Here is a 26554-nt window from a genome sequence, read left to right as displayed (position 1 = left end):
TCGAGCAAGGCGCGCAGGTCACGCTGATTGAGCGCGGCACCATCGGCGGCACCTGCGTCAACGTGGGTTGCGTTCCCTCCAAGATCATGATTCGGGCAGCCCATATCGCTCATCTGCGCCGTGAAAGTCCTTTTGACGTGGGGCTCACTGCGACGCCGCCTGTTGTCTCGCGTGACCGTTTGCTTGTCCAGCAACAGGCGCGCGTGGACGAGCTGCGAATTGCCAAATATGAAAGCATCCTCGAAAGCAATCCGTCAATCAATCTGGTACGAGGCAGCGCCCGTTTCAAGGATGGCCACACGCTTATCGTGGAAGCTGCAGAAGGGGACTGGCACGAAGTGGCGTTTGACCGCTGTCTCATTGCTACCGGCGCGAGCGCAGCCATTCCGCCGTTGCCTGGTCTTGCAGAAACCCCCTATTGGACTTCCACCGAAGCGCTGGTTAGCGAGACCATTCCGAAACGGCTCGCAGTAATCGGTGCCTCAGTAGTAGCGCTGGAACTGGCGCAGGCGTTTGCACGGCTGGGCAGCGAAGTCACGATCCTGGCGCGGCGCACGTTGTTTGCGAGCGAGGACCCTGCCATTGGCGAGGCCGTGACCGCTGCCTTCCGCGCGGAAGGCATCACGGTGTTGACACAGACACAGGCAAGTGCCGTGACCTATTCCGATCGCCAATTCATCCTCACGACCCCGCAGGGAGAGTTGCGCGCGGATCAATTGTTCGTTGCTACCGGCCGCGCACCGAATACCACCAGCCTGGATCTTGAACGAGCAGGTGTGGCGCTCGACTCGCAACATCGCATCGTGATCGATAAAGGCATGCGAACGAGCGCACCGAACATTTATGCAGCCGGCGATTGCACCGACCAACCGCAGTACGTCTACGTTGCAGCCGCCGCTGGCACCCGTGCCGGTATCAACATGACAGGCGGCGACGCAACGCTCGATCTCGACGCTATGCCGGCAGTCGTGTTCACTGATCCGCAAGTTGCCACGGTTGGCTACAGTGAAGCAGAAGCCCAGCGCATCGGCCTGCAAACCGACAGTCGTACTCTCACGCTCGACAATGTGCCGCGTGCACTCGCCAACTTCGACACGCGCGGCTTTATCAAGCTTGTCGCTGAGGCTGGATCTGGACGCATTCTTGGGGTTCAGGCTGTAACACCGGAAGCAGGCGAGATCATCCAGACTGCCGCGATTGCCATCCGGGCTCGCATGACCGTCCAGGATCTTGCCAACCAACTTTTCACCTACCTCACCATGGTGGAAGGTCTCAAACTGGTGGCACAGACTTTCTCGAAGGATGTGACACAGCTATCGTGCTGTGCGGGCTAAACCAAGGACACGAAAAGAGCGACAGAGGAGTTTTTATGTTTTGCGATATTAGACTAACAGCACGTTGCACCCGTGCATGCTTAACCATTCTGTTGGCGGGTACTGCAGCGTTTGGCTTGTCAAACAATGCGCTGGCGGCCTACGACTTTTCTAAGCTGGGAGCAGCGATCGAAACATTGGCGCCGGAGACCGTCGACGGCTGGGAAAAGAAAGCGAGGGCGGGCGATGCCATGGCGCAGAACATCATGGGTCTTGCCTACAAATGCGGTATGGGCGTAAAACAAGACCATGCTGCATCGATCCAGTGGTTTCGCAGGGCGGCCGAGCAGGGTGAAGCTGATGCGCAGTTCAACCTGGGGCGCCTCTACGCAAGCGAAGTCGACGGTACGTATAAGAAAGGGCGTGCGGCTCCTGCCGACGATGCACAGGCGTTCAAGTGGTACCGCCTCTCTGCCGAGCAGGGACACACGCAGGCTCAAGTCAGGCTGGCTCAACTGTTTGCGAAGGGGCTCGGTGAGGTCGCGCGCGACCAGGTTCAGGCCTACAAGTGGATGAGTCTGGCAGCAGCGTCAGGAGAACCAACGGCAGCAAAAGTCATTGCCGACTATGCGGCTCAAATGAAGCCCGAACAGGTGCAGCAAGCGCAATTGCTGGTCCAGGAATGGAAACGCCGGCAAAGCGCACGCTGACGTGATCTTTGAAAAGCGCGGCATGTAATCGCCAAGGGTGTGCTCGATGCCATCGACATGCTGCGCGGCATGAACAGCGACAGCGCGCGCAAGGTGCCCGCCGATGCGCCAACCGCATTCATCAAGCCGCGCTGGGCAAAGCTGGTTCTGACCGACGACGGCATCGACCGGCGTTACTACGAGTTATGCGCCCTGTCGGAGCTGAAGAACGCGCTGCGCTCCGGTGATGTCTGGGTGCAGGGTTCTCGCCAGTTCAAGGACTTCGACGAATACCTGGTGCCGGTCGAGAAGTTCGCCACTTTGAAGCTGGCCAGCGAATTGCCGCTGGCAGTGGCCACCGACTGCGACCAATACCTGCATGACCGGTTGGAATTGTTGGAGGCGCAACTCGCCACAGTCAACCGCATGGCTGCGGCCAACGACTTACCGGATGCCATCATCACCACCGCGTCAGGCCTGAAGATCACGCCGCTGGACGCGGCAGTACCAGACGCCGCGCAAGCCATGATCGACCAGACAGCTATGCTGCTGCCGCACCTCAAAATCACCGAGTTGCTGATGGAGGTCGATGAATGGACGGGCTTCACCCGGCACTTTACGCACTTGAAATCAGGCGACCCGGCCAAGGACAAGAACCTGCTGTTGACCACCATACTGGCCGACGCGATCAACCTGGGCCTGACCAAGATGGCCGAGTCGTGCCCCGGCACGACCTACGCCAAGCTGTCTTGGCTGCAAACCTGGCACATCCGCGATGAAACCTATTCGACGGCGCTGGCCGAGCTGGTGAATGCGCAGTTTCGGCAACCCTTCGCCGGCAACTGGGGTGACGGCACCACGTCATCGTCGGACGGCCAGAACTTCCGAACTGGCAGCAAGGCCGAGAGTACCGGCCACATCAACCCGAAATATGGCAGCAGTCCAGGCCGACCCTCCACTACATCAACCTGTGCAAATTCGAAGGTGAAACTTTTGGCATTCCCATGATTGTGCGCGGCTCGCTGGAACGGCTTACCCCGGTGTTGATGACCGCGCTGACTGCCGCACTTGCGCTGACCCCCTTGCTGCTTTCAGCCGACGCACCGGGCAAAGAAATTCTGCACCCGGTGGCCGTGGTTATATTTGGTGGTTTGATCAGCTCCACCGTTCTGGACACCTTGTTAACGCCCCTGATGTTCTGGCTGGTGGGCCAAAAACCCCTTGAAACAATCCTGACCAAGCAAGGTCAGGAAGCTTATTGATTTATCGCAGGAGTAGCTTATGAAAAACCATTGAACTCCACTACGTCAATTTCGAACCCAACCTTCGGTTGCCATTAATTTTTGCCCCTGAGCCGAAACCAAAAATTCAACAAACTGCTTGGCATTGGGGTCGGCCAGCGGAGATATCACCACATTGACATCGCGCCAGATGGCCCTGGCTGGTTCAATTTTGACCAGTTCAAGGTCATCGGACTTCACGATTGGCCAGTTCGGCCAGGTGATCCATGCGTCGGCATTTTGAGTCTGGAAGGCTTTGTAACTTGCACCAGAGCCTGTTGAATAGGACACAATATTTTTTCTGAAGGCCTTGACGTCATCAAGTCGGCCCAAACGGCCGGCCACGTCTTCCCACACCCCGGTGCCCGAGGTATTGGATACACCAGACCCTTCGGTCACCACGATTTTCATGCCGGGTTTCAGCAAATCGGCTATGCCCTGGATGTTTTTCGGATTGCCCTTTTTAACGGCGATGACCGCTGGGCGAATATAAATTGGCTCCACTTTGGCGCTGTCGAGGGTTTTGTAAGTTTCAAGAAAAGCAGTCATGGATTGTTCTGAAGTGCCCCACAGCATGTCCGCGTCTGCCTGCGCTTTCAGGCTCCAGGTTTTTTCTGGCCCGGCAATAATTTCCACTTTCTGTCCAGTGTCTTTTTCATACTGCTCAGCCACCTTCTTGAACGCGGTATGCGGGCCGCCCGCACCATAAAACTTCAGCACGCCATCCTGGGGAGCGTGTTTGATTGACGGGTCATACAACTTCGAAGCATCCGCGATTGCGCTGCCTGTGGCCACGCAAAGCAATACTGCCAACAGGCTGTTGATGTGTTTGAACTTCATTTTATTACCTCTCTAGAATGCGAAAAAATTGTTTCGCGACAAAAAATACGTGGGTCAAGCGAACCAGCCCGACACCATGTTGTTGATCAATGCTCCACCTGAAATCAGCCATCCAAAAAGAACAAGGGCAAGCATCAGCGGTTTCACCCCCGCCTTGCGAATGGAAGACACATGTGTGGTCAAACCCAGTGCAGCCATGGCCATGGTGAGCAGCCAAATATCCAGCTGCACAAACTCTTCCACCACGTGTTCACTGAAAATTGACAAGGAATTCAAACCAACCATGGCGATGAATACAAACGCAAACCAGGGAATTGAAAGCCGTTCGCCTGCTTTGTGCCCACCCTTGTGAGCCCCCGCACCCTTCGTTCTTGACATGTAAACCGACAAAGCAAGCAAGAAGGGCGCAAGCATCATGACCCGTACCATTTTTGCAATCACTGCCGTGTTGGCCGCCTCGGGACCAATGGCCCGCGCAGCGGCCACTACTTGGGCAACTTCGTGTACGGTAGACCCGATGAACACGCCGAATTGGTCAGGTGCCATCAATTGCCATACGCGATTCCACTCATACATCGCGGGATAAAGAAAAATGGCCAAAGTGCCAAATACCACCACGGTGGATACGGCCACGGTGACGTCCTCAGATCGCGCTTTGACAACTGGCTCGGTCGCCAACACCGCAGCCGCTCCGCAAATTGAACTGCCGGCACCAATCAATATTGCAAGTTCACGCTTTAAGCGGAACACCTTCACACCCAGAAAAATCGCCAAAGCAAATGTGGATGCAAGCACCACAGCATCAATGAGTACGCCGCTGACCCCCACATTGAATACATCCTGAAAAGTCAGTCGGAAGCCATACAAAACAATACCCGCTCGCAACAAGGTGTTTTTGGAATACACCACACCTTTACCGCAATATTGCGCAAATTGCGGGTACACACTGTTGCCCAGAATAATGCCCATCACAATTGCAATGGTTAGGGCACTGAACCCGTGCCCCTTCAACCAATCCAGGTCACCAAGGAAAATTGAGGTCGCTGCCACTACACTTGTCAGCAGCAGGCCCAAGGCCATCGGAACCATTTGTGCAGGAAGAATCTGTCCAATGGAATAACCGTGTAATAACTTCACTTTCGAATTCATGGTTGCTGCTCCAATCGCGGTTCTTGTTTTTACACCTTGAATGTATCTCGCTTTCAATAACTTATAAAACAAGTAATTTATGTATAATCAACCTATAAAATAGGTAAACAATGATACGAATCTCCCTTCGCCAACTCGAGGTGTTCGTGGCGGTGTGCAATGCCGGAAGCACAACCGCAGCCGCGCCTGTGGTTTCGCTGTCCCAGTCGGCAACCAGTGCAGCAATCAATGAACTTGAAAGCCTGTTGAATACACGTTTGTTTGACCGGGTTGGCAAACGCCTGGTCTTGAACGGATTCGGCGAAACTTTGCTACCTCAGGCCAGGCAACTGTTGAGTACTGCCAGTCAAATCGAACAGCAATTCAACACTGCAAATCCCGCAATCAAACTGGGCTTGCGAATTTCATCCAGCACCACCATAGGAACGTATTACCTGCCGCGTTTGCTTTCACGGTTTTCGACAACAAATTCACTTCCAACACCTTCAGTACACATTGCCAACACGGCCGAAGTTATTGCCAAGGTGTCCGGTTTCGATGCAGACTTCGGCCTGATCGAAGGGCACTGTACTAACCCAGACCTGTTCGTGGAGCCCTGGTTCAAGGATGAACTGGTGGTGGTTTGCGCACCCACTTACCCACTGAACCAACTCGGCAGGAAACTGACATTCAAGGAGCTTCGCGCCGCCCGCTGGCTATTGCGTGAAGGCGGATCGGGCACGCGGGAGTCGGTAGAAAGCGCACTGATTCCACACCTCAACACCCTGGTTTGTGCCGGTGAATTCAGCAACTCCGAGGCGATCAAGCAAGCTGCGCTGGTGGGGCTGGGTTTGGCCTGCCTGTCACGCGCTGTGGTTGCTGATTTCCTGGCGCTGGGAAAATTGGTGGAACTTCAAACCACACTGCCCCCACTCTTTCGCAATTTCTACATCCTGACACGACCTGAGCGAACCATGCTGCCTCACGCCCGGCACTTCCTTGACTTTTGCCGCAACATGGACCATTGAAGCGCAAGACAACAGCCCCACCGCTTCAATGGTACAGACGCCTTACTTGCCAGCGGTGGCTTTGGCCACGTATTTGGCCAAGGCAAGGATTTGATCGTCACTGAGCCTGCCCTTGTAAGACGGCATTTGCCCAATGCCGTCGCGAATGGCCTTGGCAACGCGCGCTTCATCCGGCTTTAGTTCGTCAAGCACCGGGCCAATGGCACCTTCCGAACCGGCATCCGCAAGCGTGTGGCAAACAGCGCATGCCGGAACCGCCTTTTGCGTGAACAATTGCTTGCCCAAAATCAACTGTTCATTCTCGCCCGCAGCGGCACCAAGCGCCAATGTCGCGAAAAAACAGCCTGCCAGTGCAACTTTGATTTTCATGCCACGCTCACTTTGACAGAATGATCCATCCAGCTGGTGTTGTTAAAGCCACCCTTGTTCTCAAATCGCACTTCGGGCTGAACCGCACCGCTCGTGTCGGTCGCACGGCTGGCCAATTGGTACTCACCCGCCTTCAGATTGGCATCAAACACAAACTGTCGCCAGGCATACTTGCCGAGATCCGGCCCCACAAAACGGGCTGCCGACCAGTTTTTCCCGCCATCCACGCTCACCTCAACGCCCTGGACTGCATGCACCCCTCCAAATGCAACGCCGTGGATTTGCACACGGCCAGCTCGAACCACGCCGTCCTCAGGAAGAGGGGAATTGATCCAGGACTTCACCGACATCTCGAGTACGGATGGAAGATCCGGGCCCGCTGTACCGCCCACCGGGGTGATTCGGTAGCCATGCGACATGATGTTGGCCTTGGTTTCCTGCTCAGTGAACGACAATTGTTTGATGTACTTGATGTTGTTCACCCCGGTGTAACCCGGCACAATCAATCGCAAAGGTCCGCCATGCGCCAACGAGATGGGCTCACCATTCATTTCCCAGGCCAACAATGCGTCCTCCACGGCTGCAAGGGGTAAGGAACGCTCAACAATCACACTCAGCGGATCCAGCCCCTGTGGGAGCACCTCGCCACCGGTGCCCGTCATGTACTTTGCACCGGCCTTGATTCCTCCGACCGCTTTGACCACATCGCGCACCGGCACACCACTCCAGATCACGCAACCCGCCGCACCTACCTTCCAAGGCGTACCGCTGGGCTTGCTGGGAAAAAAACCACGCCCGTTGCCAGAACATTGCAGCACCATGGCCGTGGTTTCAAGCCCCATGCTTTTCAGGTCGGCCAAAGTCATGGTGACTGGTTTTCCGACCCCGGAAAACTCGATCGACCAAGCGTCCCTGTTCTCGAGAATGGCAGGGTCGGGCGGCGGCAAATTATTCCGGACATACAACTGGTCGCTGGGGGTGATCACGCTGGTGCCATAGGCACTGCGTTTGGTCTCCAGCGTGTTGTTGCTGTGAACGATGATATCGCCAGGAATTTTCCAGTTCGCGTAGCCAGGCAAGGGTTTTGCATCGGCGGCAAACCCCAGTTTGGCCCAGCCCGCCATGCCAACTGCGGACATGGCTGCCACAGTGCCTTTGAGCATCAGTCTTCTTGAATTCGATTCCAGTATTCGCATTGTCTTCTCCCTGTTGTTTTGATCAACTTCGCCGTGCTTCTTCGAATGCGCGAGTGGCAGCAGAAATCGCTTTTTCTTTCTGTGCCACCATCACCACTACTTTGCCATTTGCATCGTGTTTCACTTCCCAGTACACATTGCTCCACCAACCGCGCCCTTGGGGCAGATCGGTTTTCCCGTCAAAGGCAAACAGCGTGACCATGCCACCTTTTTCAAAAAAAGTGGTCAAGTGATAGCAACCTTGCCGTTGATGTCGCAAGGGCGAATCAACTGAGTGAACCCGGGAACAGGGGAATGTGCTGGCAAATCAAACTTGCTTGCCAGCTCGGCCGTACTCATGAATTGCCCGCGCAAGGTGCGCTCATAGTATTCATGCTCTATGGCACCCCGAACCAGCTCCGACGGACGCACGGCAAGAACACCCCCGATCCCGCTCACAAGCAGGCCGCACAGCAGCATCAGCGGCATGGTCGGCTTCTTCCAGAAAGGTCGGTGACGGTAGAGCCCGGCTGGAGGGTCTCCCGACGGGAACGCCATCGACAGCCCAGCGCGTGCATTCAGATCAAATTCGCTGTCGAGAAGGGAGCCCGAAGCAGGCTCAAACGGATCATCGTGCATCATTGTTAATTACCAGTTGAGCCACGGAAGTCGCTCCTGTATTACCCACTTTGGGCGAATCTGCGGGGCTCATTGCATGCTTCAGGGCATCCCGGGCGCGGGAAAGCCGGGACATCACCGTGCCGGGGGCAATATCAAGCGCCTCGGCGATCATCGCCGTTCCCATGTCGTCAAAATAATGAAGCACCAAGACCTCTCGGTGAATGGGCGCAAGCCGCCCCAGAGCACGGACGAAATCAATTCGCTCGCCTTGATCAGAAGAAACGGGCTGATCCACCTGTTCCTCCTGGTCATCGTCCAGTTGCGCTGTTTTGGGCTCGGCGTGCTGAATCAGGCAGCGGCGCATGATCCTGAACAGCCAGGCCCTGGCAAGCGCCTGGTCGCGCAATTGGTTTCGGTGCTTCCAGGCCAGAAAGTAAACATCTTGAACAATGTCTTCAGCCAATGCCTTGGAACCGGACAAAGCCCATGCACTGCGCATCAGGAAACGGTAATGTTCCTTGACCCACAGGTTGTAACGATCTTCGGCAGTAGTGAAAAAATTGCTCATAGTGCATAAGAGCACAATTCACGCGCTTCCATTCCATGCAGGAAAAAAATACTGCCTCTTTGACAGGGGACGTAGGTTCATCGCTTCCCGGGGAAGTCCAGACATGGATAGGAATCCAACTGAAGGCGCGTTTGGCAAATCGTCTCGCTTACTTTGTTGATATTCGCTGCGGCGATGCGATATCCCGATTGATACACCCAATCCAGGTCCCTCAAGCCAAGTTGGCCAACATTGTTCAACTGGGGTGATATCAGTACCTCTGCCAATGCCGGGGGATAAACCACATCCACCGCCACTATCGGCAAATTGCTCAGTTGTTGAGCAGGCAATATGGGCAAAGGCGAACTTGCCTGCCCATCGATGTACATTCGACCTTGAATGGAAGGGGGTGTACAAAACCCGGGAATGGTCGACGAAGCGCCCACTGTTTAGCACGCGCAAAGCACCAGCGTGGCGCCTGCAAGAACGGACAATGCGTAAAACCGTTTTGAAAAACAGGGTCTCACACCGTACTCACTTCAAGCGCAACGCGAGTGCCCTGCGGGCAATTACTGTTTCTGGATGTGGGTCAAATTCATGTCCTTGTCCACACTGAACATCACATTGTCGCCTTTGCTCAAACCATCAAGCTGGGCCTTGTCCTTGGCGGTGAACACCATGGTCATGGGTGGCATTTGAAGGTTTTTGATTTCGCCATGCTTCAGGGTAACTTTGCCATTTTTGGAATCAATTTTCTTGATTTCGCCCTGAGTCATGTCGGCATTGGCCTGCATGTTCATATCTGCGGCCTTTTCCTTTCCGGCGTGTCCGGCAGCATGCATCGCATGGTCATCTGCGGCAAAAGCGGTTGAAGAGGCCACAATTGCGAGAGTGGCAAGCAGGGTTGACATGGTGTTTTTCATGATGAATTTCCTTCTAAAAAATTGACGTTGTTAAAACATGGCCGTGGTTTAAAAAACGCACGACCTGGTTGGCCGGATTACTTTTGGGTTCCCGATGATTTTGCAACCTGGATTGGCCCATGCATGCCCGCATCGAAATGCCCAGCAATCAGACAGGCAAACTGGAATTCGCCGCTGCGGTTGAAAGTCCATACAAGTTCAGCGGTTTCACCCGGGGCCACATGGGCCATGTAGGGTTCATCGTGTTCCATCTTTGGAAAGCGCTTCATCATCTCGGCGTGTTCAAGATTGTTCGCCTTGGTACCCAAGACGAACTCGTGCATGATCTTCCCATCGTTTTTCACAATGAATTTAACGGTTTCACCCTCTTTGAATTTGAAAGACGAAGGGTCGAATCGCATTGAATCAGACATCGACACCTTGATTGTTCGGCTTGCCTTGACAGGAACGCCCGCAATGCCCCAGTCCTTTTGCTCAAAAACAGGCTGCGCCTTCTCCGCAGCGCTGCCGTGCTCTTTGGTGCCATGGGCCAATGCAACCATCGGCATCAAGACCCCGACAGACAAGGCCAATACAATTGCGTGACGATTGAATAGGTTTTTCATAAACTGCTCCTTAATGGCCTGAATGGCCTTGAGGTTTTCTGACCTTCAACTCGATTGTTTCCTGAGGTCGATTACTGGATTTCATGGCGGGCTTTCCCGCCTTGTCGGATGTTACGGGCTTGGGCATGTCTGGGCCTTCGTATTCAAAAGCCACGGTTTTGCTAGGATGTTTGTACCAACCGGGGTCTGAATAATCCCCAGGCTTTTGGTCTTTGCGCACTTTCAACATACTGAACATGCCGCCCATTTCCACTGAGCCAAACGGGCCATCGCCTGTCATCATGGGGATGGTGTTATCTGGAATCGGCATCGTCATCTCAGTCATATCGGCCATACCCCGTTCACCCATCACCATGTATTCGGGAACGAGCCCTCGGGCTTTTTTCGTTATTCCCCGGTGATCCACGCCGATCATGGTGGGAACCCATGAAGACATATTCTCCATCTTTGACCAGAGCATTGCTGAATTCATAATCGTTCGCGATATTTTTGGATGGCGAGAATTTGAAGGCCTTTATGGACTGTGATTCTTCACAGTAGCCCGCAATCAAGACGGCGCTTTGACCTTTTGGTCCAGCAAGAGCTGAGCAGAGACTCCTCGATATTTTAACGTACTGCTCAAAGGCGCTTTTTGCGATACGGTCGAACGTATAGCTTGGCATTAATAGACCACGCATTCTGTCGTATAGGGCTTCTCGCAACGCAAAAGCATTTACAGTGCTGCCGCTAAAGCCATACGGGGGACAGACTAGTATTGCCCTATTCCCAGATCAGTTCACTCCGGAAATTTTTGATGCGATCAACTCTGTAGTCAGTCGCTTAAAACCGAGAGGAACGGCAACTCTTGATGAGCAGCGCACTAGAATGAAAAGATTATTTAACCTTGCCAAATCATGGGTTAATGATGAGCGCGAGCGGGATGCACTTGATGAAATATTCTCTGACTGGTGGTTACCAGTGGACCAATTCACCGTTGGCTACTGATAACTGCCGTAGCGGATGGCTGCTAACAAATCCGCCACAATCGCTTGACCAACGACCGTATCGAAGTAATCTGCAGGGCGTTGACAACCAAGCGCATCGTTTGAACTAAAAGCCCAATCCCCAAGCCATCTAGCGGCATCAAATCCAACAGGATCGCCACACTTTTCCACCAGGTTCTGCACCTGACCAATCAACAGATGAATTCCAATGATCTGGTTCGATAGGCTCTTTTTCTGGCTAGGCGAACCCTTGGACTTGATGGAATAGACCAACGACAGGGGTACTCCTAAACTTTCAGCGAGATCAGCCAGGCTGACTCCCATGGCTTGGGCTGTGTCATAAAAGTACCCACATGGAACTCCCGCTCTGATCAATCCAACGCGCTCGAACAGAGTGGATTTATAAACAGATCTGAGATAACTGGAAAAGCTAACAGTTTGAAATGATGATTCGGGCAACTTTGACTCCATGAGAGGGGTGTGCGCTCGATTCAACTTATCTCAATTGGATGAAAAATACAGTCCCCAAAATGTGGTCGGAATACCCCGCCCAAATCTTGGACAAAAGAACAATGAACACCCGTAATTGTCAAGGGACGACCGTATCGATTTGTGAAGCCCGAAGGTCAATTCAATCCCAAAGGAATTACTTAGGCGAGAAAGCTGAACGTGTGTGCCCAAGGGTGCAGGTCAACTCGATAGGCTCAAAACAATCTAAAGTGGCACCTCTGAGAATCACTAGAAAGTCAGTACGGGCTTCGCGAAGATCCAATTTAGCCCTATCGTTATCGAGATTAACCGCTTGTGAGCGCTACAAGACAAAATACTCATAACCAATTACATGCTCGACAGCGTTCCCGAGAGTTCGAATTTTTCTTTCTCGTTTCACAAACAGCAAGAATATTTCGCTGATTATGAATTCTGCATCGCTGTAACGGAAACCAGCGAAAATAGGCTGGTTTGACCATATAGCAATCGCACGCTATAATTTGTAGCTATCGTGCTCAACTAATCCCTTCAGACCTTTGTAAGACCTCGCTTTTCCACCATCTCGCTTTGACCGCCCTGGTACTGATACCTCTGGGGCAAATCTCTTTTAACTCGCCGCTACTGAATCCTTTCCAAGCTACCCGTCAGCCTTGGTGGAAGACTCTTGGCCGCATTTATCTATAGAACCAAAACAAATGATTCGAACAATTCAAACGGACTGGTTTTCCAATGTCCGAAATGACCTTTTGGCCGGCCTTGTTGTTGCGCTGGCGCTTATTCCTGAGGCGATTGCCTTTTCCATCATTGCAGGTGTTGACCCGAAAGTGGGTTTGTATGCCTCGTTCTGTATTGCAACAGTGATTGCGTTCACGGGCGGGCGGCCAGGCATGGCCTCTGCCGCCACTGGCGCGATGGCTCTTCTCATGGTTACGTTGGTCAAAGATCACGGTCTGCAATACCTGCTGGTGGCCACTCTGCTGACTGGTGTTCTGCAAATTTTTGCTGGCTTACTGCAACTGGGAAAATTGATGCGCTTTGTATCTCGCTCTGTGATCACAGGGTTTGTAAACGCTCTGGCCATTCTGATTTTCCTCGCGCAAATTCCCGAACTCACCAACGTAACCTGGCATGTGTACGCCATGGTGGTTGCAGGCCTCGGGATAATTTACCTGCTGCCCTACATCACCAAGGCCATCCCATCCCCGCTCGTAGCCATCGTGGTGCTGACCGTGTTCAGTGTGTTCATGGGTATGGACATCCGCACCGTGGGTGACATGGGAGAGTTGCCCGATTCCTTACCGGTGTTTTTGATTCCTGATGTGCCTTGGACTCTGGAAACACTGCAAATCGTATTCCCAGTTTCCTTGACGCTGGCTGTGGTGGGTTTGCTTGAATCCATGATGACCGCGCAAATTGTAGATGACCTCACCGACACACCCAGCAACAAGAACCGCGAATGTATTGGACAAGGCGTCGCAAATATCGCGTCTGGTTTCATTGGTGGCATGGCGGGTTGCGCCATGATTGGTCAATCTGTAATCAACATCAAGTCGGGTGGTCGTGGACGCTTGTCCACACTTGCAGCAGGCGTCTTCCTCCTAATTATGGTGGTGTTCATAGGCGACTATGTCGCCATGATTCCGATGGCCGCGTTGGTGGCTGTCATGATCATGGTGTCAATTGGTACATTCAACTGGGCCTCTGTTCGTAACCTGCGCGAACACCCGAAAAGCTCCAGTGTTGTGATGCTCGCCACAGTTGCCGTTACCGTGGGCACCCACGATTTGGCGCAAGGCGTGCTAGTGGGCGTGCTGCTGTCGGGCTTTTTCTTTGCCAACAAGGTGGGCCGCATCCTTCGTGTGCAATCAAGCACTCAAAACGAAGGCCGCAATCGCACCTATGTAATTTCCGGACAAGTGTTTTTTGCATCTGCTGAAACATTCATCAATTCTTTTGATTACAAGGAAGTCATTGATGAAGTCACGATTGATGTTACCCGTGCCCATTTCTGGGACATCACTGCGGTTAGCGCACTGGACAAGGCCATCATCAAATTCAAGCGCGAAGGCACCGAAGTGGAGGTGATCGGCATGAACGAGGCCAGCCGCACATTGGTAGACAAATTCGCTATCCACGACAAAGACGATGCGCTCGAACGCATGGCTGCACACTAAGGAGCACAGTATGGACGAACGTAAAATTATCGCCTGTGTAGACCGCTCGCAGTATTCCATCGCCGTGGCCGATTGCGCAAGCTGGGTGTCCAAGCAGATCAAGGCACCTATAGAGTTTCTGCATGTAATTGACCGACACCTTGAGCAGGCTGAAGGCGAGGATCACAGCGGTGCTATTGGTTTTGGTGCGCAAGAAAATTTGATGAACAAATTGGTAATGAGCGACAGCGAAAAAACCAAAGTCGCAAAAAGTCGGGGGCGCCTGTTTCTGAATGGCTTGCGTGAACGAGCAATCGAAGATGGAGTAGCTCAGGCTGATTCTCGCATTCGTCACGGCACGCTGGTGGATTGCCTGCTTGAACTGCAAGACGACACGCGCATTGCGATTATTGGCAGGCGGGGCGAAACCTCGGTGGCTTCGAACCGCGATATTGGCCGCACCTTTGAAGCCGCTGTCCGCGCATTGAATAAACCTGTGCTGGGTGTGCATGAACAGTTCAAGATACCCGAGCGCTTTTTGTTTGCTTTTGATGGTAGCGCCGTGAGCAAGCGTGGCGTGGAAACGGTTTTGCAAAGCCAATTGTTCAAAGGCTTGAAAGGCACCTTGCTGATGTGCGGCGAAAAAAGCAGCAGCGGAATCAAACTTCTGGAAGAAGCTGCACAAACCTTGACGGATTCAGGTATTCCCACTGAGTTCAATCATGTGCAAGGCGATGTAGTCACCCAAATGTTGAAAGGGCTGGAAATTCACCAAGCCGACATGTTGGTGATGGGCGCCTACACACACTCGCCTTTGCGCAAACTTTTCTTAGGTAGCAAAACTGAAGACATGTTGCGCGCCACCAAAGTACCTGCACTATTGCTTCGATAAGCGATCAGTAAAAAGGAAATTGAGATGAAACATTTGAAAGACGGACTTGAACAAGAACTGCAGTCAATCAAACAATCAATTTCTGAAGCCAGAAAGTCCAGCGCCACTGTGGTGCTGGACCAAACCAGCGTGGGACGTTTGTCTCGCATGGATGCACTTCAACAACAGGCCATGGCGAAAGGTTTAATTGAAAGGCTTCAAACGCAGGAACTCAAAGTGATTTCAGCATTAAAACGGTTTGATGCGAATGTGTATGGACTGTGTTGTCAGTGCGAAGAGGAACTTCCTTTGAGTGACCTTGAGAAAGATCCTACCTTGCTGTTCTGCGCCGGTTGCAGGGCTGAACGCTCGACAAGCTGACCGGCAAACTTGCGGCTTCCAGGCAAGCTATGTTATTTTATAAATGAACTAATCAACATTCTCCCCATGTAGCACACACAGTCTTGGCAACAATTCAAATCGTCCCAGTACCTTTGGGCTTTGTTGCGTCTGTCGCGGGTATCACACTTGCGCAGCCAGGCTGAATCAATCTTTTCCCTGAAAAAATAATTCCTCCAGACGGTTGTCGCATGCCCGTGCCGAGCGCGAATTCATTTCGACTGCTTGAGGCTTGGTCGTGGCTAACTATTGCTTAAACTTTACTTTCGGAACTTATCCAGCCCGGCTGGAAATTCTCTTCTTTGCACCGGGTGATGAAATCGTACTTCACCTGTTTTGTGAAGGTGTGGGCTTGGACATTGCGCTGCAAACCCGAAAACACACCGGGATCCACAACAGGCAAGAACAATTGCTTGTTGCAGTAACCGATTTTGACAGACACCACAGCCCAAACTTCGACAGGGCCTGGCACGGCACTGCAATGAAAACCCGCCGGGAAAGTGTCCTCGCCTCGACGGTACAAGAGGCACTTCTGGCCGCTTACGTATTGCCAGAAAACCTTGAACAACATTTGCTGATATCAAGGGTTCAGTCCAACGAACAGATCGATGAACGTGGACTAGCCATTATCGGTGCATCCTGCGCCCTTCATTTGTTAAACCCACATTGTTGCGAAACTCCACTTTGCGCGATGTCAGTTTGCATGACCGATGAAGTTTTCAAAACCAACTCAAATGCATTGCATTTTGAGCGTGGGGTTTGTGAACTTTTGACTGCGGTAAACACGCATGGGCTTGTATTCGCAGAACTTCGCGGCATTGAAGTGAAAGAGTTTGAGTGCATACAGTACTTGAACATGGCACATGACCATGCGCGAAATTTACTCGACTTGCTTTGCCGATTTTGCAGGTATTTTTTACTCGAAGAGAGTAAGAGCGAACACTGTGCCGGCAAACAAGTTTGCCCTACACGCACTGATCTACAGCCAATCGTTCAGAGCCTTTCTAAAAGTCTTGGCACCGATGCATTGCAGTGGCTGTCAGATATGCCGCCTGGCAAATCGCTTGTACCGGTTCACTTTGGAATCACAACAAAGGATGGGCGAACTAGCTACCTGAATTTCTCCCTCACAGAAGTGGACAGCCAAATTGATTCGGAAATCCTTGTACTTGGCACTGCAGATGGCCTCGACTGGCTCTACTTTCGAGCCATCAACAAGTCACTAAGCCCACTGGCTTTCAAAGATGCGCTGCTTTACGGCCGACTGGTACGTTGCAATCAAACCCGGCAATCCACAAACACTGAATTTAATCTTGGGGATTAGTCATGTATCAACGTGTGTTGCTTGTATTCAACCCAGACTCTCATCAATCGAGAAAAAATGCGGATCGAGCCAGTGATGTACTGAGTTCGATGGGCGTGTTTAGCAATCGTATCGAAGCTAACAGCCGGGAAAGCCTGAAGGCGTTTCTAAGTAATTCGCCTGACATGCTGGAAATGCTCCGAACACAGTCTTGCCTCTTAGTTGTATTGGCCAGTCCCGGCGTCATGCTGAACTGCATATCTATTTTAGGGGATTTTATCGAAGGTGCTGCTGGGGTTTACAGCATGGATCATCAGTCAGATGTTCTGATGGACTTCCCTTTTCATGAATTCATGGTTCACCTCCCTGAGGTGTTGATGGGCCTGACACCGAGTGATGAAAGAACGATTTCAATCGCTGAATTACACAATGGAATCGATCTGTCACCCCACCAAATTCCGTTCGCCAGCGATCTCGTTATTTCTAACAGCACATTGGATGGAGATTTTGCAACAAGCATTTCATTTGGGCGTTATGGCATTGCCAAGTTCGAACTGAATACTTTCGCAGTTGCACTGCCCACTGGAACCACACGATACGCGCTTTCCTTGGGTGGCCCTGTAGTTTCCCCGAGCCTGGACTGTTGGACCTGCGTTCCCTGTGGGCAAAGACCTCTTTCTCTTCGCCCCTTTCTGCTTCCCCAATCTGAACCGCTTGAGATTACGATCCACCCCTCCCACAAGCTATTCCTGCTTGTTGATGGACAGGAAAGAGTCTCAGTTCCACCAAGCGCAAAACTTGTCATCAAAAAGCATCCAAAACCAATTCGTTTTCTTCACCCGAAGTCGTGGAACTACTTCAGTGATCTTCAAGATCTTCTCAACTGGCAACGATTGCCCATCTAACTGAATCAATCAATTTCTCTCGGAAATAAAAATATGAAAACCAACACTACTTTGAAATCAAAAAATGAAATTTCCTCTAAAGAGCTAAAGAAGCTACCAACTCATCAGTGGGACCTTGAGGTGCTTGAGAAACAGCACTGGATCAAATCAATTTTTCTGCGAAATTCAAAAAGCAAATACCCTGTCAAATTACTTCGGTATTGGTTCACTTTTCATTTGATTCAGCAGGAGTATGAACGCCTGGGCAGACCCTTAAAAGTGTGCGAAATCGGGGTTGATCGGGGACAAATGCTCAAATTCATGAAGGACAGTGGTTTTAGTCAGTACGTCGAATGGACTGCGGTCGATGTGATCATTCAACCCGAGCTTGAAACCGTGGGTTACACCCATGTCGTACACGCCAATGTTGAAGCTGATAACTTCAGTTTGACCCAGAAGTACGATGTGATTATAACGCTGCATTTTCTAGAACATTTGTTTCAACCAGAGAAATTTGTTGCACAACTTCGCAATTTCTTGACACATGAAGGCGTTGTTATCGGCGGTTTTCCAGTCACCCCAAATCGTTTTGAAGCATGGTGGGAAGATCGTTTGAGAGCAAAGGCAAAACCCTTTGGGCATGTCAGCGTTTTTTCCCCTAAACGCGTCAGGAAAATGGCCAATAAGGCAGGCATGGAAACAGAGTTCTTATCGGGTGCTTTTTTAATGCGGAAAAGCGATTCATTCATTGAAAACAGCAAACGCTGGATGAAGTTCAATTTGTGGTTTGGATCGAAGTTTCCATCAGTGGGCGGAGAGATTTACTGGAAACTGCGCAAATCTGCAAAAGTCATCAAACTTTATCCAGCCCTATTCTTGATGGGATTCTCTGAAATGGCGTTGTTCGAACTATGAGGGATAACAATGAATAGAACCCAAGAGGTCGAAAGACGACGAACCTTTGCAATCATTTCGCACCCTGATGCGGGGAAGACGACGCTCACCGAAAAGCTGCTTCTGTTCTCGGGTGCAATACATATTGCAGGTAGTGTGAAGGCCCGTAAAGCGAGCCGACATGCAACATCTGACTGGATGGAAATTGAGAAACAACGGGGCATTTCCGTGGCCAGTTCAGTCATGCAGATGGAATACAAGGGCTGTGTTTTGAACCTGCTGGATACTCCGGGTCACCAGGATTTTTCCGAGGATACCTACCGGGTTTTGACAGCCGTGGACGCGGCATTGATGGTCATAGATGCAGCCAACGGCGTGGAAGACCAAACGCGCCGGTTACTGCAAGTGTGCAAAGCGAGAAACACCCCCATCATTACTTTCGTCAACAAGTTCGACAGGGAGGTGAAAGAACCGCTTGAACTACTCGACGAAATAGAGCGTGAACTCGGAATGCCAGCGATACCCATGACTTGGCCAATTGGCATGGGCCGAGAGTTTTTCGGCGTCATGGACTTGAATTCATCGTCTATCCAGATGTTTGATCCGCAAGCTGATGAGTCGGCCTTGAACAATAATGTGCACAAATCAGCATTCAACCCGAAAGGTGCACACGAGAAAGCAAAAGGTGAAATTGAGTTGTTGCAGGTGGCTTGCGATAAGTTCGATCACTCACTATTCCTGCAAGGTGAACAAACACCGGTTTACTTTGGGTCTGCAATCAATAATTTTGGTGTAGATCATGTTCTTTCGGCCCTTGTCACCCTTGCTCCACCACCACAAGCAAAGCCCACTACTGAACGTTGGGTTGATCCTTCTGAATCAGCATTCACGGGTGTCGTTTTCAAGATTCAGGCCAATATGGACCCAGCTCACAGGGATCGAGTAGCCTTTGTCAGAACCTGCTCGGGGAAATTCCATCGCGGAATGAACTTGTACGTCAGCAGAAATGGCAAACAGATTAGAACCAACAATGTAATGTCTTTTATGTCTCAGCGCAGGGGAATTGTGGATGAAGCCTTCCCAGGCGATATCGTGGGAATACCCAACCATGGCAATCTTCGCTTGGGCGACACATTAACAGAATCTGAAAAGCTTCAATTCACTGGCTTACCCTTCTTTGCCCCCGAGCTTTTTAGAATTGTTGAAATCAAGAATCCTTTAAAGATCAAACAACTTCGCCAAGGCTTGAAGGAGCTGGGCGAGGAAGGTGCGATTCAGGTGTTTCGCCCCGACACTGGGAGTAATCTGCTAATCGGCGCGATTGGACAGTTGCAATTTGAAATCGTAGAACACCGCTTGAAACATGAATACGGGGTTGACGTACAACTACTGGGAACCAATTTGACAGTTGCACGTTGGCTAAGTGCAGAAGACGGGCTGGATTTAAAACACTTTATAGACCGACATTCAAACCGCGTCTATTGGGATGTAGTGGATGCACCCACCTACGTCACTACCAGCCGATTTGAGTTGGATGTGGTCATGAAGAATTCCCCGGCCATTCAGTTTCATTCCATTCGAGAGCAACACGGACTTACTAAAAATACGGAAAGCTTGGTTTGAGTATGTCTAAGTATGACGGAACTCCAGGAATTAGGACTCCAAACCGTGATTAAGCCAGCGCTCTTGGCTAAGTAAACAACCGTGCTGGATCTAGGATGCGAGCATGGTCTGTTAATTGCACAGCTTGCACAAACTGATCAGTAGAGAAAATTGTTGGCAGGGATATCTAAGCAACAAAGCTCGAAGTCGCGCGCGAAAATCTAGATGCAGAAGCCTTAATGTTTGAAAACAAATTGAACTGACCTTACAGTCATTCGATGCGATTAGTGCCAATCTTGTTGGATTTGATAGCGTAATCACATGTGAAAAGATTAAATTTAAAAACTCAATCAATCTGAATATTAATCAAACAGTAATCGTTCTGCCGCTCTTGAAGTGATATTAGGCCATGACTTTTGGGTGGAAAATGATCCGGTTTCTCACCTGACTCTATTTTATCAAGCCACTTTCTTGCATCAACAATAAGAGATTTTGCAATAACCTCGAAAATAGAGTCTAAAACAAACAAACTTTTCGAAGAAAAACTAGGTCTGGCGAGTTCTCGAAAACGGGAGCCATAAATATAAATTTGACCGTCGCTGAGCTCCGACCCTTGTAGATCTTCGACCAACGGGTAGAACGTGCCACTGCTGACAAGATCATAATTCAAAATATAAAAATTATTGAAATATGAAGCTGATTTTCTTCGGCTAGGTTCGTTATAAATTGACGGAAACCATAGCTGAATAAACCAATTTATCAATAACGCATAAATGTTTTGACTAGAGCCGCGATATCTTATGTCTGAAATCGTCCAGATTCCGTCACACTCATTAAAATACCAAAAGTTGTCACTTTTATTCGAAAATCTCAAATTTAGTTCATCTATAAAATCCAAGATGATTTTTATGAATGAGGTTTCGTATCTTCGGTTGAGAAAACAAAAGGAAGAGTAAACAATGCGAATCGCGTTAAATTGATTGATTTTAAAATTCTCAAATAGATTTGATCCGGTTTCATTGTTTATAGATAAAAAATCCGATTTTAAGGATTTTTCATTTATGATTAGGTAATTTTTAAGTGATGCGGGAGGAGTTAACTGGCTTGTCATAATTTTATAAGCAAGTTCGCTCGATTTTTGATCATCTATTTCTTTAAAGGAATAAAGATGCTTGCCAAATTGAAATTTAGCTTCTTTGTCTAATTTTCCGTTCCACTTGCTCAGATCATGGTATGGGTTATTGTTTTTACTAACAATTTGTGATTTGGTCGAAAATAAAGTAGGATAGGTCGGATACATTTTCATTAAAAACTTTTCATAGCATTTAATATTTCTCTCGCGCAGGCGAGTATGTTGAAAATTACAATGAAATTCAGAAAATTTAGTATTATGAGTGAGGCAACGGTCTAGATATTTAAATGATGCAGTCTCCGGTAGTTTTAAATGCTTAATGCATTCTGAACAATATCGGATAGTTTTTCCGTGATGTTTCGCTGTGTGACTGTATGAAAGATTGATTTTTAGGCCCAGCACATCGTCCAGCGTGGAGCTATCCGTAATGAAATCATTGTGAATATAAATTGACTGACTGAAGACAGAGAATAAATACTTTACAGAACGATGCCCTTCAACATCTAAGTCATAAACATCAAAAGAAAAATATTGTTTAAAGAACTCGTTAATATTTTCAAAATTTAGTTTATTTATTAAAGAGAACTTGGCGATGAGAAAGTATGTATTGTCATTGGCATCATATAAATCTGACCTCCAATTGAAGAGTGGTTCGAAATGAGATTTATTAGTTTTCGGTATCAAATTACTTAATCTGTAGAAGTTGTCCATACTTGCGAGATCATGTTTTGGTCAAAAAGTATTTTTGAAATGTATTCAGAGCTTACAGACAATTCAATCTGACTTTTTGGTTTATTTGACATCTCCTTCAGTAGTCTCTCAATCAGATTGGCAATTTGATTCATTGGAATTTCAATCTGATCTGATTTCGGTTTGTACGAATTAAATGCTGAATTATATTTTTCGGTCAACTCATTCCAAATCAAAAATGACAAATCTGCTAAACGAAATCCATCATTAAAAGCCGCTGAAAGAAAATATTTTGTATAACTTATATTGCTATTATCTGGCCACTCGGAATCACTATCATATCCTTCCAATATGTATTCGAGTTCATTTTGTGATCTAATTCCGTGAAATCGTGCATGATGCAATAAAAATCGCGTGACCACATGTGCGTCACCTGTTCTTGCAAAAAAGTTAGGTTGAAATGAAATTTGGTGGGAGCCTACGGATATTATACTTAAGCGATATCCTTCCAGATCAAGTTCATTTTGAAGGCCCAGTAGCCAATGCCACTCATTTAATAGTACTAATTGGGCTTCATCAATCAAAATGACAATATAGTTGTATTTGACTCTGTTTGCCAAAGTAATTAGATGTTGTTTAAATAGATATTTTGCCTCTATTTTTCCTTTTGGTTTGATAGGATTTTTAAACTCAAATCTGGAGGCCATCAGAAGAAGATTCCAGAACTCTCGCTCGGATTTGCTGTTGGTTGGATGTGACCAGATCATCAAAGGGAATTCAGTATCGAACTTTTCATTTAGTATCTTCGCCAAGAAGGATCTTATGCCTTTCGATTTTCCGTACCGAGAGGGTCCGTAAATGTAGCCACCAGTCTGACGCTGTTCAATCCATCTGCTGATCGTTTCGCACATCTCATGAATAGGAGGCGTATAAATTGCATATTCTTGTGTGCAAATTGGATGATCACGTGAAATCTCAGTCATCGTCGTCTCTATCTGTTTTCAGCTTTTCGTCGTGGTGGAAGTGATGCAGAATTTGGGGCTTTCACTGCTGATTCAGATGCGTGAGACGCGATATTCTGCTTATTACTGATAGAAGCGTTGATTTGGGATGTAGCGCGGGACTTTGAGTTATCGTTAGTGCGATTAGAAAGCAGCCTTTCCGTATTTCTATCGGTTAGAGTTAAGGCCATATCAGACTTTGTGGATCCGTCGTCAGGGGCCTGATGGTTAGCGTAGTTGGATTGGACCAGAAAATTTCGGGCGGTTAGGTATGCTGGGTGGGGAGGAAATTTACCTCCAGATGTTTCCACCTCGGCTATGTAGGATTCCACCGCATCTTGCTGATTTTGCACAGAGAATTTGCCTTGCCGAATTAATCCGCAAATTAGCCTTCGAGTCTCGAAGTTATGAGGAACGCGATTCCATGGCGGTGATACGCGTAAATTGTCGATATGTTCACCAGTCAGTGAAGATGCCTTGATGACCCTGGAGTCTGAATCAGAGTCGGCTGTGATCCAGATCTTTTTTCCCGCCAAATCTAGTCTTTGACCCAATATTGGACTTGTGTAGACTCCATTCTCAAAATTAACATATGGTCTCTTCCCAGCGTCTAGACCACCTTTGACCATGCACAGCTTTCTGTAACTGAAGAAAGTGTCAAGCTGTTGTGGATCAATCACTCTGGGCTGGAATGTGTTGCTAAGCACCAAATATTGTAGGTACTGAAGTGGTGATCGACCACTAAGTCTTGAGTGGATTTTTGCGTTGTAGTTAGCAATGATGATATCGAGAAGTTCCTCCGCATATTCATACTGGAACTCTGAGGCTACCGCCACTCCGATTGGATCTCTGCCCTTCGTTGCACCAGGGTAATTTCCCGTGGTGTTGGAAATTTTCTGAAATCCCAATACTCCCAGTTTGTTGAAGAAGCTTTCAATGAATGGTCGGTCATCTTTTGTTCGTCTTATCGCATACGAATTCTCGGGAGTCAGAAGAATCGATCCAACTGAATTCTTTAGTACTTCTGTAACCACCTTTGCTTTTTCGGCTAGCGCACCATCAATTGAGGTTTCGTCCCAGCACATGCCCACAAATTGCTCGCCTAAAACACTGGGAAACCCTGCGCCATCGATATAAAAGTCCTTGTCGGTGTGGTGTGGCTTTTTTTCGCCCAGGGCGAAAGGGACCTCTTGATAACCCGAAGCACGTCTTCTTTGGAAATCTCCTTTCGAAGACTCATGTGATATCCGAGCACCAATCGAGTCACCACCTCAATGATCACGATCACCCAGATTCTGTGGATCAAGACGTTTTGGTAGCCACCACCAAGTAAAGGAATCGCAACGGTAAAGCGCCCATCGATTTTGTGCGCATCCATTTCTACACGTTGAAAAGGCTTAAGCACCGGTCGATCAACACCATCGCCTGCCTGCATTTTTCTTTTGAGTTCTGTTCCACCATGAATCATTATCGCTTTGGCTGGATTTGCCTCCAAAACTTTGTCGATGTACTTAATAATGGAGTGGTACCCGTTCGTTTTAGTAGAAAAAGGCCATTCCCCTCTAATCTCGATGCCTTTTTCCCTCAGCTTCTGAAGAAACCAAAGCCAAATTGATCGTTTAGACGTTGCCAACATACCGAGCTTGTGGCGTGTATTCGGTACTTTAAGAATCTTCTTGTCCAGAGATTCTCGAACATCGGGATGCGTATCGAGTAATGTTTGCAATGCACCGACTGCACCGTATCCCCACTGATCGATTTTGATAGGAGAACGCCTTTTGAATTGAACAATTCGGATTCGTGGGATTAGAGCTCTCCACCCGTAAATTTGGCCGTCTGGGTGGTCACGAAGGCACCTCTCTGTGATCAGTCGGTAAATTTGGGAGTCAGAGATTCCGAATTCCTTTCGAATCACCGCAACCGGTATTCCCGACAAATAAGCTTTGATGGCCTCTTTTCTTGCGAGGTACTTTGTTAATTTTTCCTGATCGAGGGAAGCCTCGTCAAAGCCCGGCCAACAGGAGAAGTCAGCCCAAATGGTGTCACTCAGACCTTTGATGTGGCGAGCAGTATCTGACCCCATAGGACACCCCAATAAAATTGGCTCGACTTACTTTACACTTTTAATCGATTGTTTATTTACTTTACAATTTTAGTTTCAAATACAAAGCATATTAGTGTCAAGTTATTTTCCGCAAGTGTCTATTTATCAGTGAGTTACGGGGGTATGCTTCTTTACAAATTTAGTAGATCAGACGGGTGCGGTGCTCATCCAGATTGCGTCCACACGGATCAACGCAGCACCTCGCGCAGTACCTGGCCCAGTTCAACCATTTGCGATGGATCGACTTTGAATGCAATTCGTAATTCGCCGCGATCGATGTTGACTTCAATCTTTCTCGACAACGTTGTTGATCTCGGCAGTTCGGCACACTGTGTTGACTCGACACGCAGGGGAACAAACTGGGGCGCCAATGAAGACTGCGATGACACGGTCATTCTCGCTGGCTCGGCTCGCTCTTTGACCCAACGTGCCAGCAAACTGGGATGTAACTCATGCTGCCTCGCCACATTGGCCAGTGACATGCCTGGCCTGGTGCACTGATCAACAGCCTCTTGTTTGAACTGCTCACTGTGCGTGCGTCGGGATCGTCCGCGTTTAACAACCAACTCAGTCATGACTACTCCACCAAAAAATTAGTGGAGTAGAGTTAACCAAAAACTAGCAACTCAAAACAAGATGGGTTGGCTGGGGGCTTACCCGCATCCCAAGCGTTAGCCTAGAAGAGTGATAGTTGCGGCTCGGTGTTGAACTTCATAATGATTTGGTCAAGTCTCAGGGTTAGAGAAATGACCGATATATTTAGCCCGGGATTTAGTCCTCCTCAGGCGTATAAATCGACAATACTACTGCCGCTTTCGATAGATACGCTTTATCCAACTGATCGACTCCATCCACAATTTTTGAGCGCTTTACTAAACCGAAGGTATCTCCAGAAACTGTCTTTATCTCCTTGAAGGATGGGTCTGTAGGTACCGGAAGAGTTAGGCCCTGCTCTAGTGCCTTGAGTAGATCTATAGATGACTTCACTCGATTCAAAAGGGGGCGAGTTTTCTCATTAATTGTTGTAATGTCTATGTCGCCTATATAGGTCCAAATGGCTTCACATGCGTTCTCCGTTAAGATTAGCCGTTCTGCTGTTTTCCTGCCATCGGAATTGCGGCCAATATAACAAACGCCGCCGTCATCGAGTGTCGGTATGTTTGCCCGTGTCAAAATCCCATTGACATCAGGCAAAAACGCTTCGATTCGCATATTAAATGTTGCGGGCATGGGGGCAACAAGGCCGATTCGGCCGAGATTCGAAAGTAACTTCTGCTGAAGTTCCAAGGCGTGAGATTCCCTTAGTCGGGCAGCAACTTCAAAGTTACCTTCAGATGATACGAGAGATTCTAGCTGGTTGTGGCTAAGAGTTTCGATGTGTTTGAGGTCCCATTTGATCCAAAAGCGAGAACCGCCATCCATTTGAATAACTGGTGTTTTTGCTCCTTCATCTCTGTAGGACCAGTCTGCTGCAGTGAGCTGTTTCAGTGTTGAGTTGCATCCAAAATTGACCCACTAAGGGTAAAGGGGG

At 49.2% G+C, this 26554-nt stretch carries 27 protein-coding genes and 3 pseudogenes; 12 read left to right on the top strand and 18 right to left on the bottom strand.

Going from position 1 to position 26554, the window contains the following annotated elements:
- The 4 genes and pseudogenes from merA to BSZ31_RS04230 form a co-directional block, all read left to right on the top strand.
- Positions 1-1334, top strand: a 1334-nt coding sequence (gene merA, locus BSZ31_RS04245; RefSeq protein WP_105029740.1) for a mercury(II) reductase, incomplete at its 5' end; no start/stop codon positions are given.
- A 35-nt stretch (positions 1335-1369) separates the two neighbouring features.
- A complete protein-coding gene (gene merG / locus BSZ31_RS04240) occupies positions 1370-2023 on the top strand; it encodes a phenylmercury resistance protein MerG (RefSeq protein ID WP_105029739.1) in 654 nt (217 codons plus the stop codon).
- A gap of 30 nt (positions 2024-2053) precedes the next feature.
- Positions 2054-2953, top strand: a pseudogene (locus BSZ31_RS04235) (Tn3 family transposase); the annotation flags it as partial.
- A gap of 5 nt (positions 2954-2958) precedes the next feature.
- A pseudogene (locus tag BSZ31_RS04230) lies at positions 2959-3264 on the top strand (efflux RND transporter permease subunit); the annotation flags it as partial.
- 45 nt (positions 3265-3309) lie between these two features.
- Here the strand turns inward: BSZ31_RS04230 and BSZ31_RS04225 are convergent.
- Together BSZ31_RS04225 and BSZ31_RS04220 are read right to left on the bottom strand one after the other, a co-directional pair.
- The gene (locus BSZ31_RS04225; RefSeq protein ID WP_105027688.1) at positions 3310-4122 is read right to left on the bottom strand and encodes an extracellular solute-binding protein; all 813 of its coding nucleotides are present in this window, start codon (positions 4120-4122) and stop codon (positions 3310-3312) included.
- A gap of 54 nt (positions 4123-4176) precedes the next feature.
- Positions 4177-5271, bottom strand: a complete 1095-nt coding sequence (locus BSZ31_RS04220; protein ID WP_105027687.1) for a YeiH family putative sulfate export transporter — start codon at positions 5269-5271, stop codon at positions 4177-4179.
- Between the two features lie 110 nt (positions 5272-5381).
- On the opposite strand from BSZ31_RS04220, the gene BSZ31_RS04215 reads away from it, so the two are divergent.
- Positions 5382-6278, top strand: a complete 897-nt coding sequence (locus tag BSZ31_RS04215; RefSeq protein WP_105027686.1) for a LysR family transcriptional regulator — start codon at positions 5382-5384, stop codon at positions 6276-6278.
- 42 nt (positions 6279-6320) lie between these two features.
- On the opposite strand, the gene BSZ31_RS04210 is transcribed toward BSZ31_RS04215, so the two are convergent.
- The 10 genes and pseudogenes from BSZ31_RS04210 to BSZ31_RS04165 all read right to left on the bottom strand — a co-directional run bounded on the left by BSZ31_RS04210 (position 6321) and on the right by BSZ31_RS04165 (position 11960).
- Complete coding sequence (locus BSZ31_RS04210) at positions 6321-6647, bottom strand: cytochrome c (protein WP_105027685.1); 327 nt, start codon at positions 6645-6647, stop codon at positions 6321-6323.
- The gene (locus BSZ31_RS04205; protein ID WP_105027684.1) at positions 6644-7843 is read right to left on the bottom strand and encodes a sulfite oxidase; all 1200 of its coding nucleotides are present in this window, start codon (positions 7841-7843) and stop codon (positions 6644-6646) included. The genes BSZ31_RS04210 and BSZ31_RS04205 overlap by 4 nt, the downstream gene beginning before the upstream one ends.
- Positions 7844-7865: 22 nt before the next feature.
- The gene (locus BSZ31_RS17255) at positions 7866-8072 is read right to left on the bottom strand and encodes a hypothetical protein (protein WP_240605641.1); all 207 of its coding nucleotides are present in this window, start codon (positions 8070-8072) and stop codon (positions 7866-7868) included.
- Entirely contained in the window at positions 8069-8464 is a 396-nt protein-coding gene (locus tag BSZ31_RS04200) for a hypothetical protein (RefSeq protein WP_240605640.1), read from the bottom strand. The genes BSZ31_RS17255 and BSZ31_RS04200 overlap by 4 nt, the downstream gene beginning before the upstream one ends.
- A complete protein-coding gene (locus BSZ31_RS04195; RefSeq protein WP_105027683.1) occupies positions 8451-9011 on the bottom strand; it encodes an RNA polymerase sigma factor in 561 nt (186 codons plus the stop codon). The genes BSZ31_RS04200 and BSZ31_RS04195 overlap by 14 nt, the downstream gene beginning before the upstream one ends.
- Positions 9012-9088: 77 nt before the next feature.
- A complete protein-coding gene (locus BSZ31_RS04190; protein WP_146106592.1) occupies positions 9089-9436 on the bottom strand; it encodes a hypothetical protein in 348 nt (115 codons plus the stop codon).
- A 123-nt stretch (positions 9437-9559) separates the two neighbouring features.
- Positions 9560-9913 carry a copper-binding protein gene (locus BSZ31_RS04185; RefSeq protein WP_168426840.1) on the bottom strand — a complete coding sequence of 118 codons (354 nt, stop codon included), beginning with the start codon at positions 9911-9913 and terminating at the stop codon, positions 9560-9562.
- A 77-nt stretch (positions 9914-9990) separates the two neighbouring features.
- Positions 9991-10518 (bottom strand): plastocyanin/azurin family copper-binding protein, encoded by a 528-nt coding sequence (locus BSZ31_RS04180; protein WP_105027681.1) that lies wholly within the window; start codon positions 10516-10518, stop codon positions 9991-9993.
- A gap of 10 nt (positions 10519-10528) precedes the next feature.
- A pseudogene (locus BSZ31_RS04175) lies at positions 10529-10948 on the bottom strand (copper oxidase); the annotation flags it as partial.
- Positions 10949-11495: 547 nt separating this feature from the next.
- Positions 11496-11960: an MbcA/ParS/Xre antitoxin family protein gene (locus BSZ31_RS04165; protein WP_168426839.1), complete on the bottom strand. Its 465-nt coding sequence runs from the start codon at positions 11958-11960 to the stop codon at positions 11496-11498.
- 725 nt (positions 11961-12685) lie between these two features.
- On the opposite strand from BSZ31_RS04165, the gene BSZ31_RS04160 reads away from it, so the two are divergent.
- The 7 genes from BSZ31_RS04160 (at position 12686) to BSZ31_RS04125 (ending at position 20117) form a co-directional block, all read left to right on the top strand.
- Positions 12686-14164, top strand: coding sequence for a SulP family inorganic anion transporter (locus BSZ31_RS04160; RefSeq protein WP_105027678.1), 1479 nt, complete (start codon positions 12686-12688; stop codon positions 14162-14164).
- Positions 14165-14174: 10 nt separating this feature from the next.
- On the top strand, positions 14175-15035 hold the full coding sequence (locus tag BSZ31_RS04155) for a universal stress protein (protein ID WP_105029737.1): 861 nt from the start codon (positions 14175-14177) through the stop codon (positions 15033-15035).
- Positions 15036-15059: 24 nt separating this feature from the next.
- A complete protein-coding gene (locus tag BSZ31_RS04150) occupies positions 15060-15395 on the top strand; it encodes a molecular chaperone DnaK (RefSeq protein WP_105027677.1) in 336 nt (111 codons plus the stop codon).
- 256 nt (positions 15396-15651) lie between these two features.
- Positions 15652-16737, top strand: a complete 1086-nt coding sequence (locus BSZ31_RS16680; RefSeq protein WP_146106591.1) for a hypothetical protein — start codon at positions 15652-15654, stop codon at positions 16735-16737.
- Positions 16738-16739: 2 nt separating this feature from the next.
- Positions 16740-17621, top strand: coding sequence for an NAD(+)/NADH kinase (locus BSZ31_RS04135; RefSeq protein ID WP_105027674.1), 882 nt, complete (start codon positions 16740-16742; stop codon positions 17619-17621).
- A gap of 33 nt (positions 17622-17654) precedes the next feature.
- Entirely contained in the window at positions 17655-18515 is an 861-nt protein-coding gene (locus BSZ31_RS04130; RefSeq protein ID WP_105027673.1) for a methyltransferase domain-containing protein, read from the top strand.
- Between the two features lie 9 nt (positions 18516-18524).
- A complete protein-coding gene (locus tag BSZ31_RS04125) occupies positions 18525-20117 on the top strand; it encodes a peptide chain release factor 3 (protein ID WP_105027672.1) in 1593 nt (530 codons plus the stop codon).
- Between the two features lie 325 nt (positions 20118-20442).
- On the opposite strand, the gene BSZ31_RS04120 is transcribed toward BSZ31_RS04125, so the two are convergent.
- The 6 genes from BSZ31_RS04120 to BSZ31_RS04095 form a co-directional block, all read right to left on the bottom strand.
- Positions 20443-21939 (bottom strand): hypothetical protein, encoded by a 1497-nt coding sequence (locus BSZ31_RS04120; RefSeq protein ID WP_105027671.1) that lies wholly within the window; start codon positions 21937-21939, stop codon positions 20443-20445.
- A complete protein-coding gene (locus BSZ31_RS04115; RefSeq protein ID WP_146106590.1) occupies positions 21918-22901 on the bottom strand; it encodes an ATP-binding protein in 984 nt (327 codons plus the stop codon). Before BSZ31_RS04115 ends, BSZ31_RS04120 begins: the two co-directional genes overlap by 22 nt.
- Positions 22902-22909: 8 nt before the next feature.
- Entirely contained in the window at positions 22910-24004 is a 1095-nt protein-coding gene (locus BSZ31_RS04110; RefSeq protein ID WP_105027669.1) for a hypothetical protein, read from the bottom strand.
- 17 nt (positions 24005-24021) lie between these two features.
- Positions 24022-25002, bottom strand: a complete 981-nt coding sequence (locus BSZ31_RS04105) for a helix-turn-helix domain-containing protein (protein ID WP_105027668.1) — start codon at positions 25000-25002, stop codon at positions 24022-24024.
- Positions 25003-25211: 209 nt separating this feature from the next.
- Positions 25212-25598, bottom strand: coding sequence for a transposase (locus tag BSZ31_RS04100; RefSeq protein WP_105027667.1), 387 nt, complete (start codon positions 25596-25598; stop codon positions 25212-25214).
- 196 nt (positions 25599-25794) lie between these two features.
- Positions 25795-26445 (bottom strand): hypothetical protein, encoded by a 651-nt coding sequence (locus BSZ31_RS04095; RefSeq protein WP_105027666.1) that lies wholly within the window; start codon positions 26443-26445, stop codon positions 25795-25797.
- Positions 26446-26554: the final 109 nt, after the last annotated feature.

The sequence above is a fragment of the Limnobacter sp. SAORIC-690 genome, from assembly GCF_002954425.1.
Classification (GTDB): domain Bacteria; phylum Pseudomonadota; class Gammaproteobacteria; order Burkholderiales; family Burkholderiaceae_B; genus Limnobacter; species Limnobacter profundi.
Note: the sequence above shows the minus strand (reverse complement) of the source record. Positions and strands in the feature narration are given on the sequence as shown.

Excerpts from the sequence above, each read along its gene's own strand:
- BSZ31_RS04180 (WP_105027681.1), bottom strand. The coding sequence starts at position 10,518 with ATGAAAAACCTATTCAATCGTCACGCAATTGTATTGGCCTTGTCTGTC.
- BSZ31_RS04215 (WP_105027686.1), top strand. The coding sequence starts at position 5,382 with ATGATACGAATCTCCCTTCGCCAACTCGAGGTGTTCGTGGCGGTGTGC.
- BSZ31_RS04205 (WP_105027684.1), bottom strand. The coding sequence starts at position 7,843 with ATGCGAATACTGGAATCGAATTCAAGAAGACTGATGCTCAAAGGCACT.
- BSZ31_RS04150 (WP_105027677.1), top strand. The coding sequence starts at position 15,060 with ATGAAACATTTGAAAGACGGACTTGAACAAGAACTGCAGTCAATCAAA.
- BSZ31_RS04100 (WP_105027667.1), bottom strand. The coding sequence starts at position 25,598 with ATGACTGAGTTGGTTGTTAAACGCGGACGATCCCGACGCACGCACAGT.
- BSZ31_RS04135 (WP_105027674.1), top strand. The coding sequence starts at position 16,740 with ATGTATCAACGTGTGTTGCTTGTATTCAACCCAGACTCTCATCAATCG.
- BSZ31_RS04185 (WP_168426840.1), bottom strand. The coding sequence starts at position 9,913 with ATGAAAAACACCATGTCAACCCTGCTTGCCACTCTCGCAATTGTGGCC.
- BSZ31_RS04160 (WP_105027678.1), top strand. The coding sequence starts at position 12,686 with ATGATTCGAACAATTCAAACGGACTGGTTTTCCAATGTCCGAAATGAC.
- BSZ31_RS04210 (WP_105027685.1), bottom strand. The coding sequence starts at position 6,647 with ATGAAAATCAAAGTTGCACTGGCAGGCTGTTTTTTCGCGACATTGGCG.
- BSZ31_RS04120 (WP_105027671.1), bottom strand. The coding sequence starts at position 21,939 with ATGGACAACTTCTACAGATTAAGTAATTTGATACCGAAAACTAATAAA.
- BSZ31_RS04225 (WP_105027688.1), bottom strand. The coding sequence starts at position 4,122 with ATGAAGTTCAAACACATCAACAGCCTGTTGGCAGTATTGCTTTGCGTG.
- BSZ31_RS04095 (WP_105027666.1), bottom strand. The coding sequence starts at position 26,445 with ATGGATGGCGGTTCTCGCTTTTGGATCAAATGGGACCTCAAACACATC.
- BSZ31_RS04220 (WP_105027687.1), bottom strand. The coding sequence starts at position 5,271 with ATGAATTCGAAAGTGAAGTTATTACACGGTTATTCCATTGGACAGATT.
- BSZ31_RS04130 (WP_105027673.1), top strand. The coding sequence starts at position 17,655 with ATGAAAACCAACACTACTTTGAAATCAAAAAATGAAATTTCCTCTAAA.
- BSZ31_RS04200 (WP_240605640.1), bottom strand. The coding sequence starts at position 8,464 with ATGATGCACGATGATCCGTTTGAGCCTGCTTCGGGCTCCCTTCTCGAC.
- BSZ31_RS04115 (WP_146106590.1), bottom strand. The coding sequence starts at position 22,901 with ATGACTGAGATTTCACGTGATCATCCAATTTGCACACAAGAATATGCA.
- BSZ31_RS04110 (WP_105027669.1), bottom strand. The coding sequence starts at position 24,004 with ATGTGCTGGGACGAAACCTCAATTGATGGTGCGCTAGCCGAAAAAGCA.
- BSZ31_RS04105 (WP_105027668.1), bottom strand. The coding sequence starts at position 25,002 with ATGGGGTCAGATACTGCTCGCCACATCAAAGGTCTGAGTGACACCATT.
- BSZ31_RS04155 (WP_105029737.1), top strand. The coding sequence starts at position 14,175 with ATGGACGAACGTAAAATTATCGCCTGTGTAGACCGCTCGCAGTATTCC.
- BSZ31_RS04195 (WP_105027683.1), bottom strand. The coding sequence starts at position 9,011 with ATGAGCAATTTTTTCACTACTGCCGAAGATCGTTACAACCTGTGGGTC.
- merG (WP_105029739.1), top strand. The coding sequence starts at position 1,370 with ATGTTTTGCGATATTAGACTAACAGCACGTTGCACCCGTGCATGCTTA.
- BSZ31_RS04125 (WP_105027672.1), top strand. The coding sequence starts at position 18,525 with ATGAATAGAACCCAAGAGGTCGAAAGACGACGAACCTTTGCAATCATT.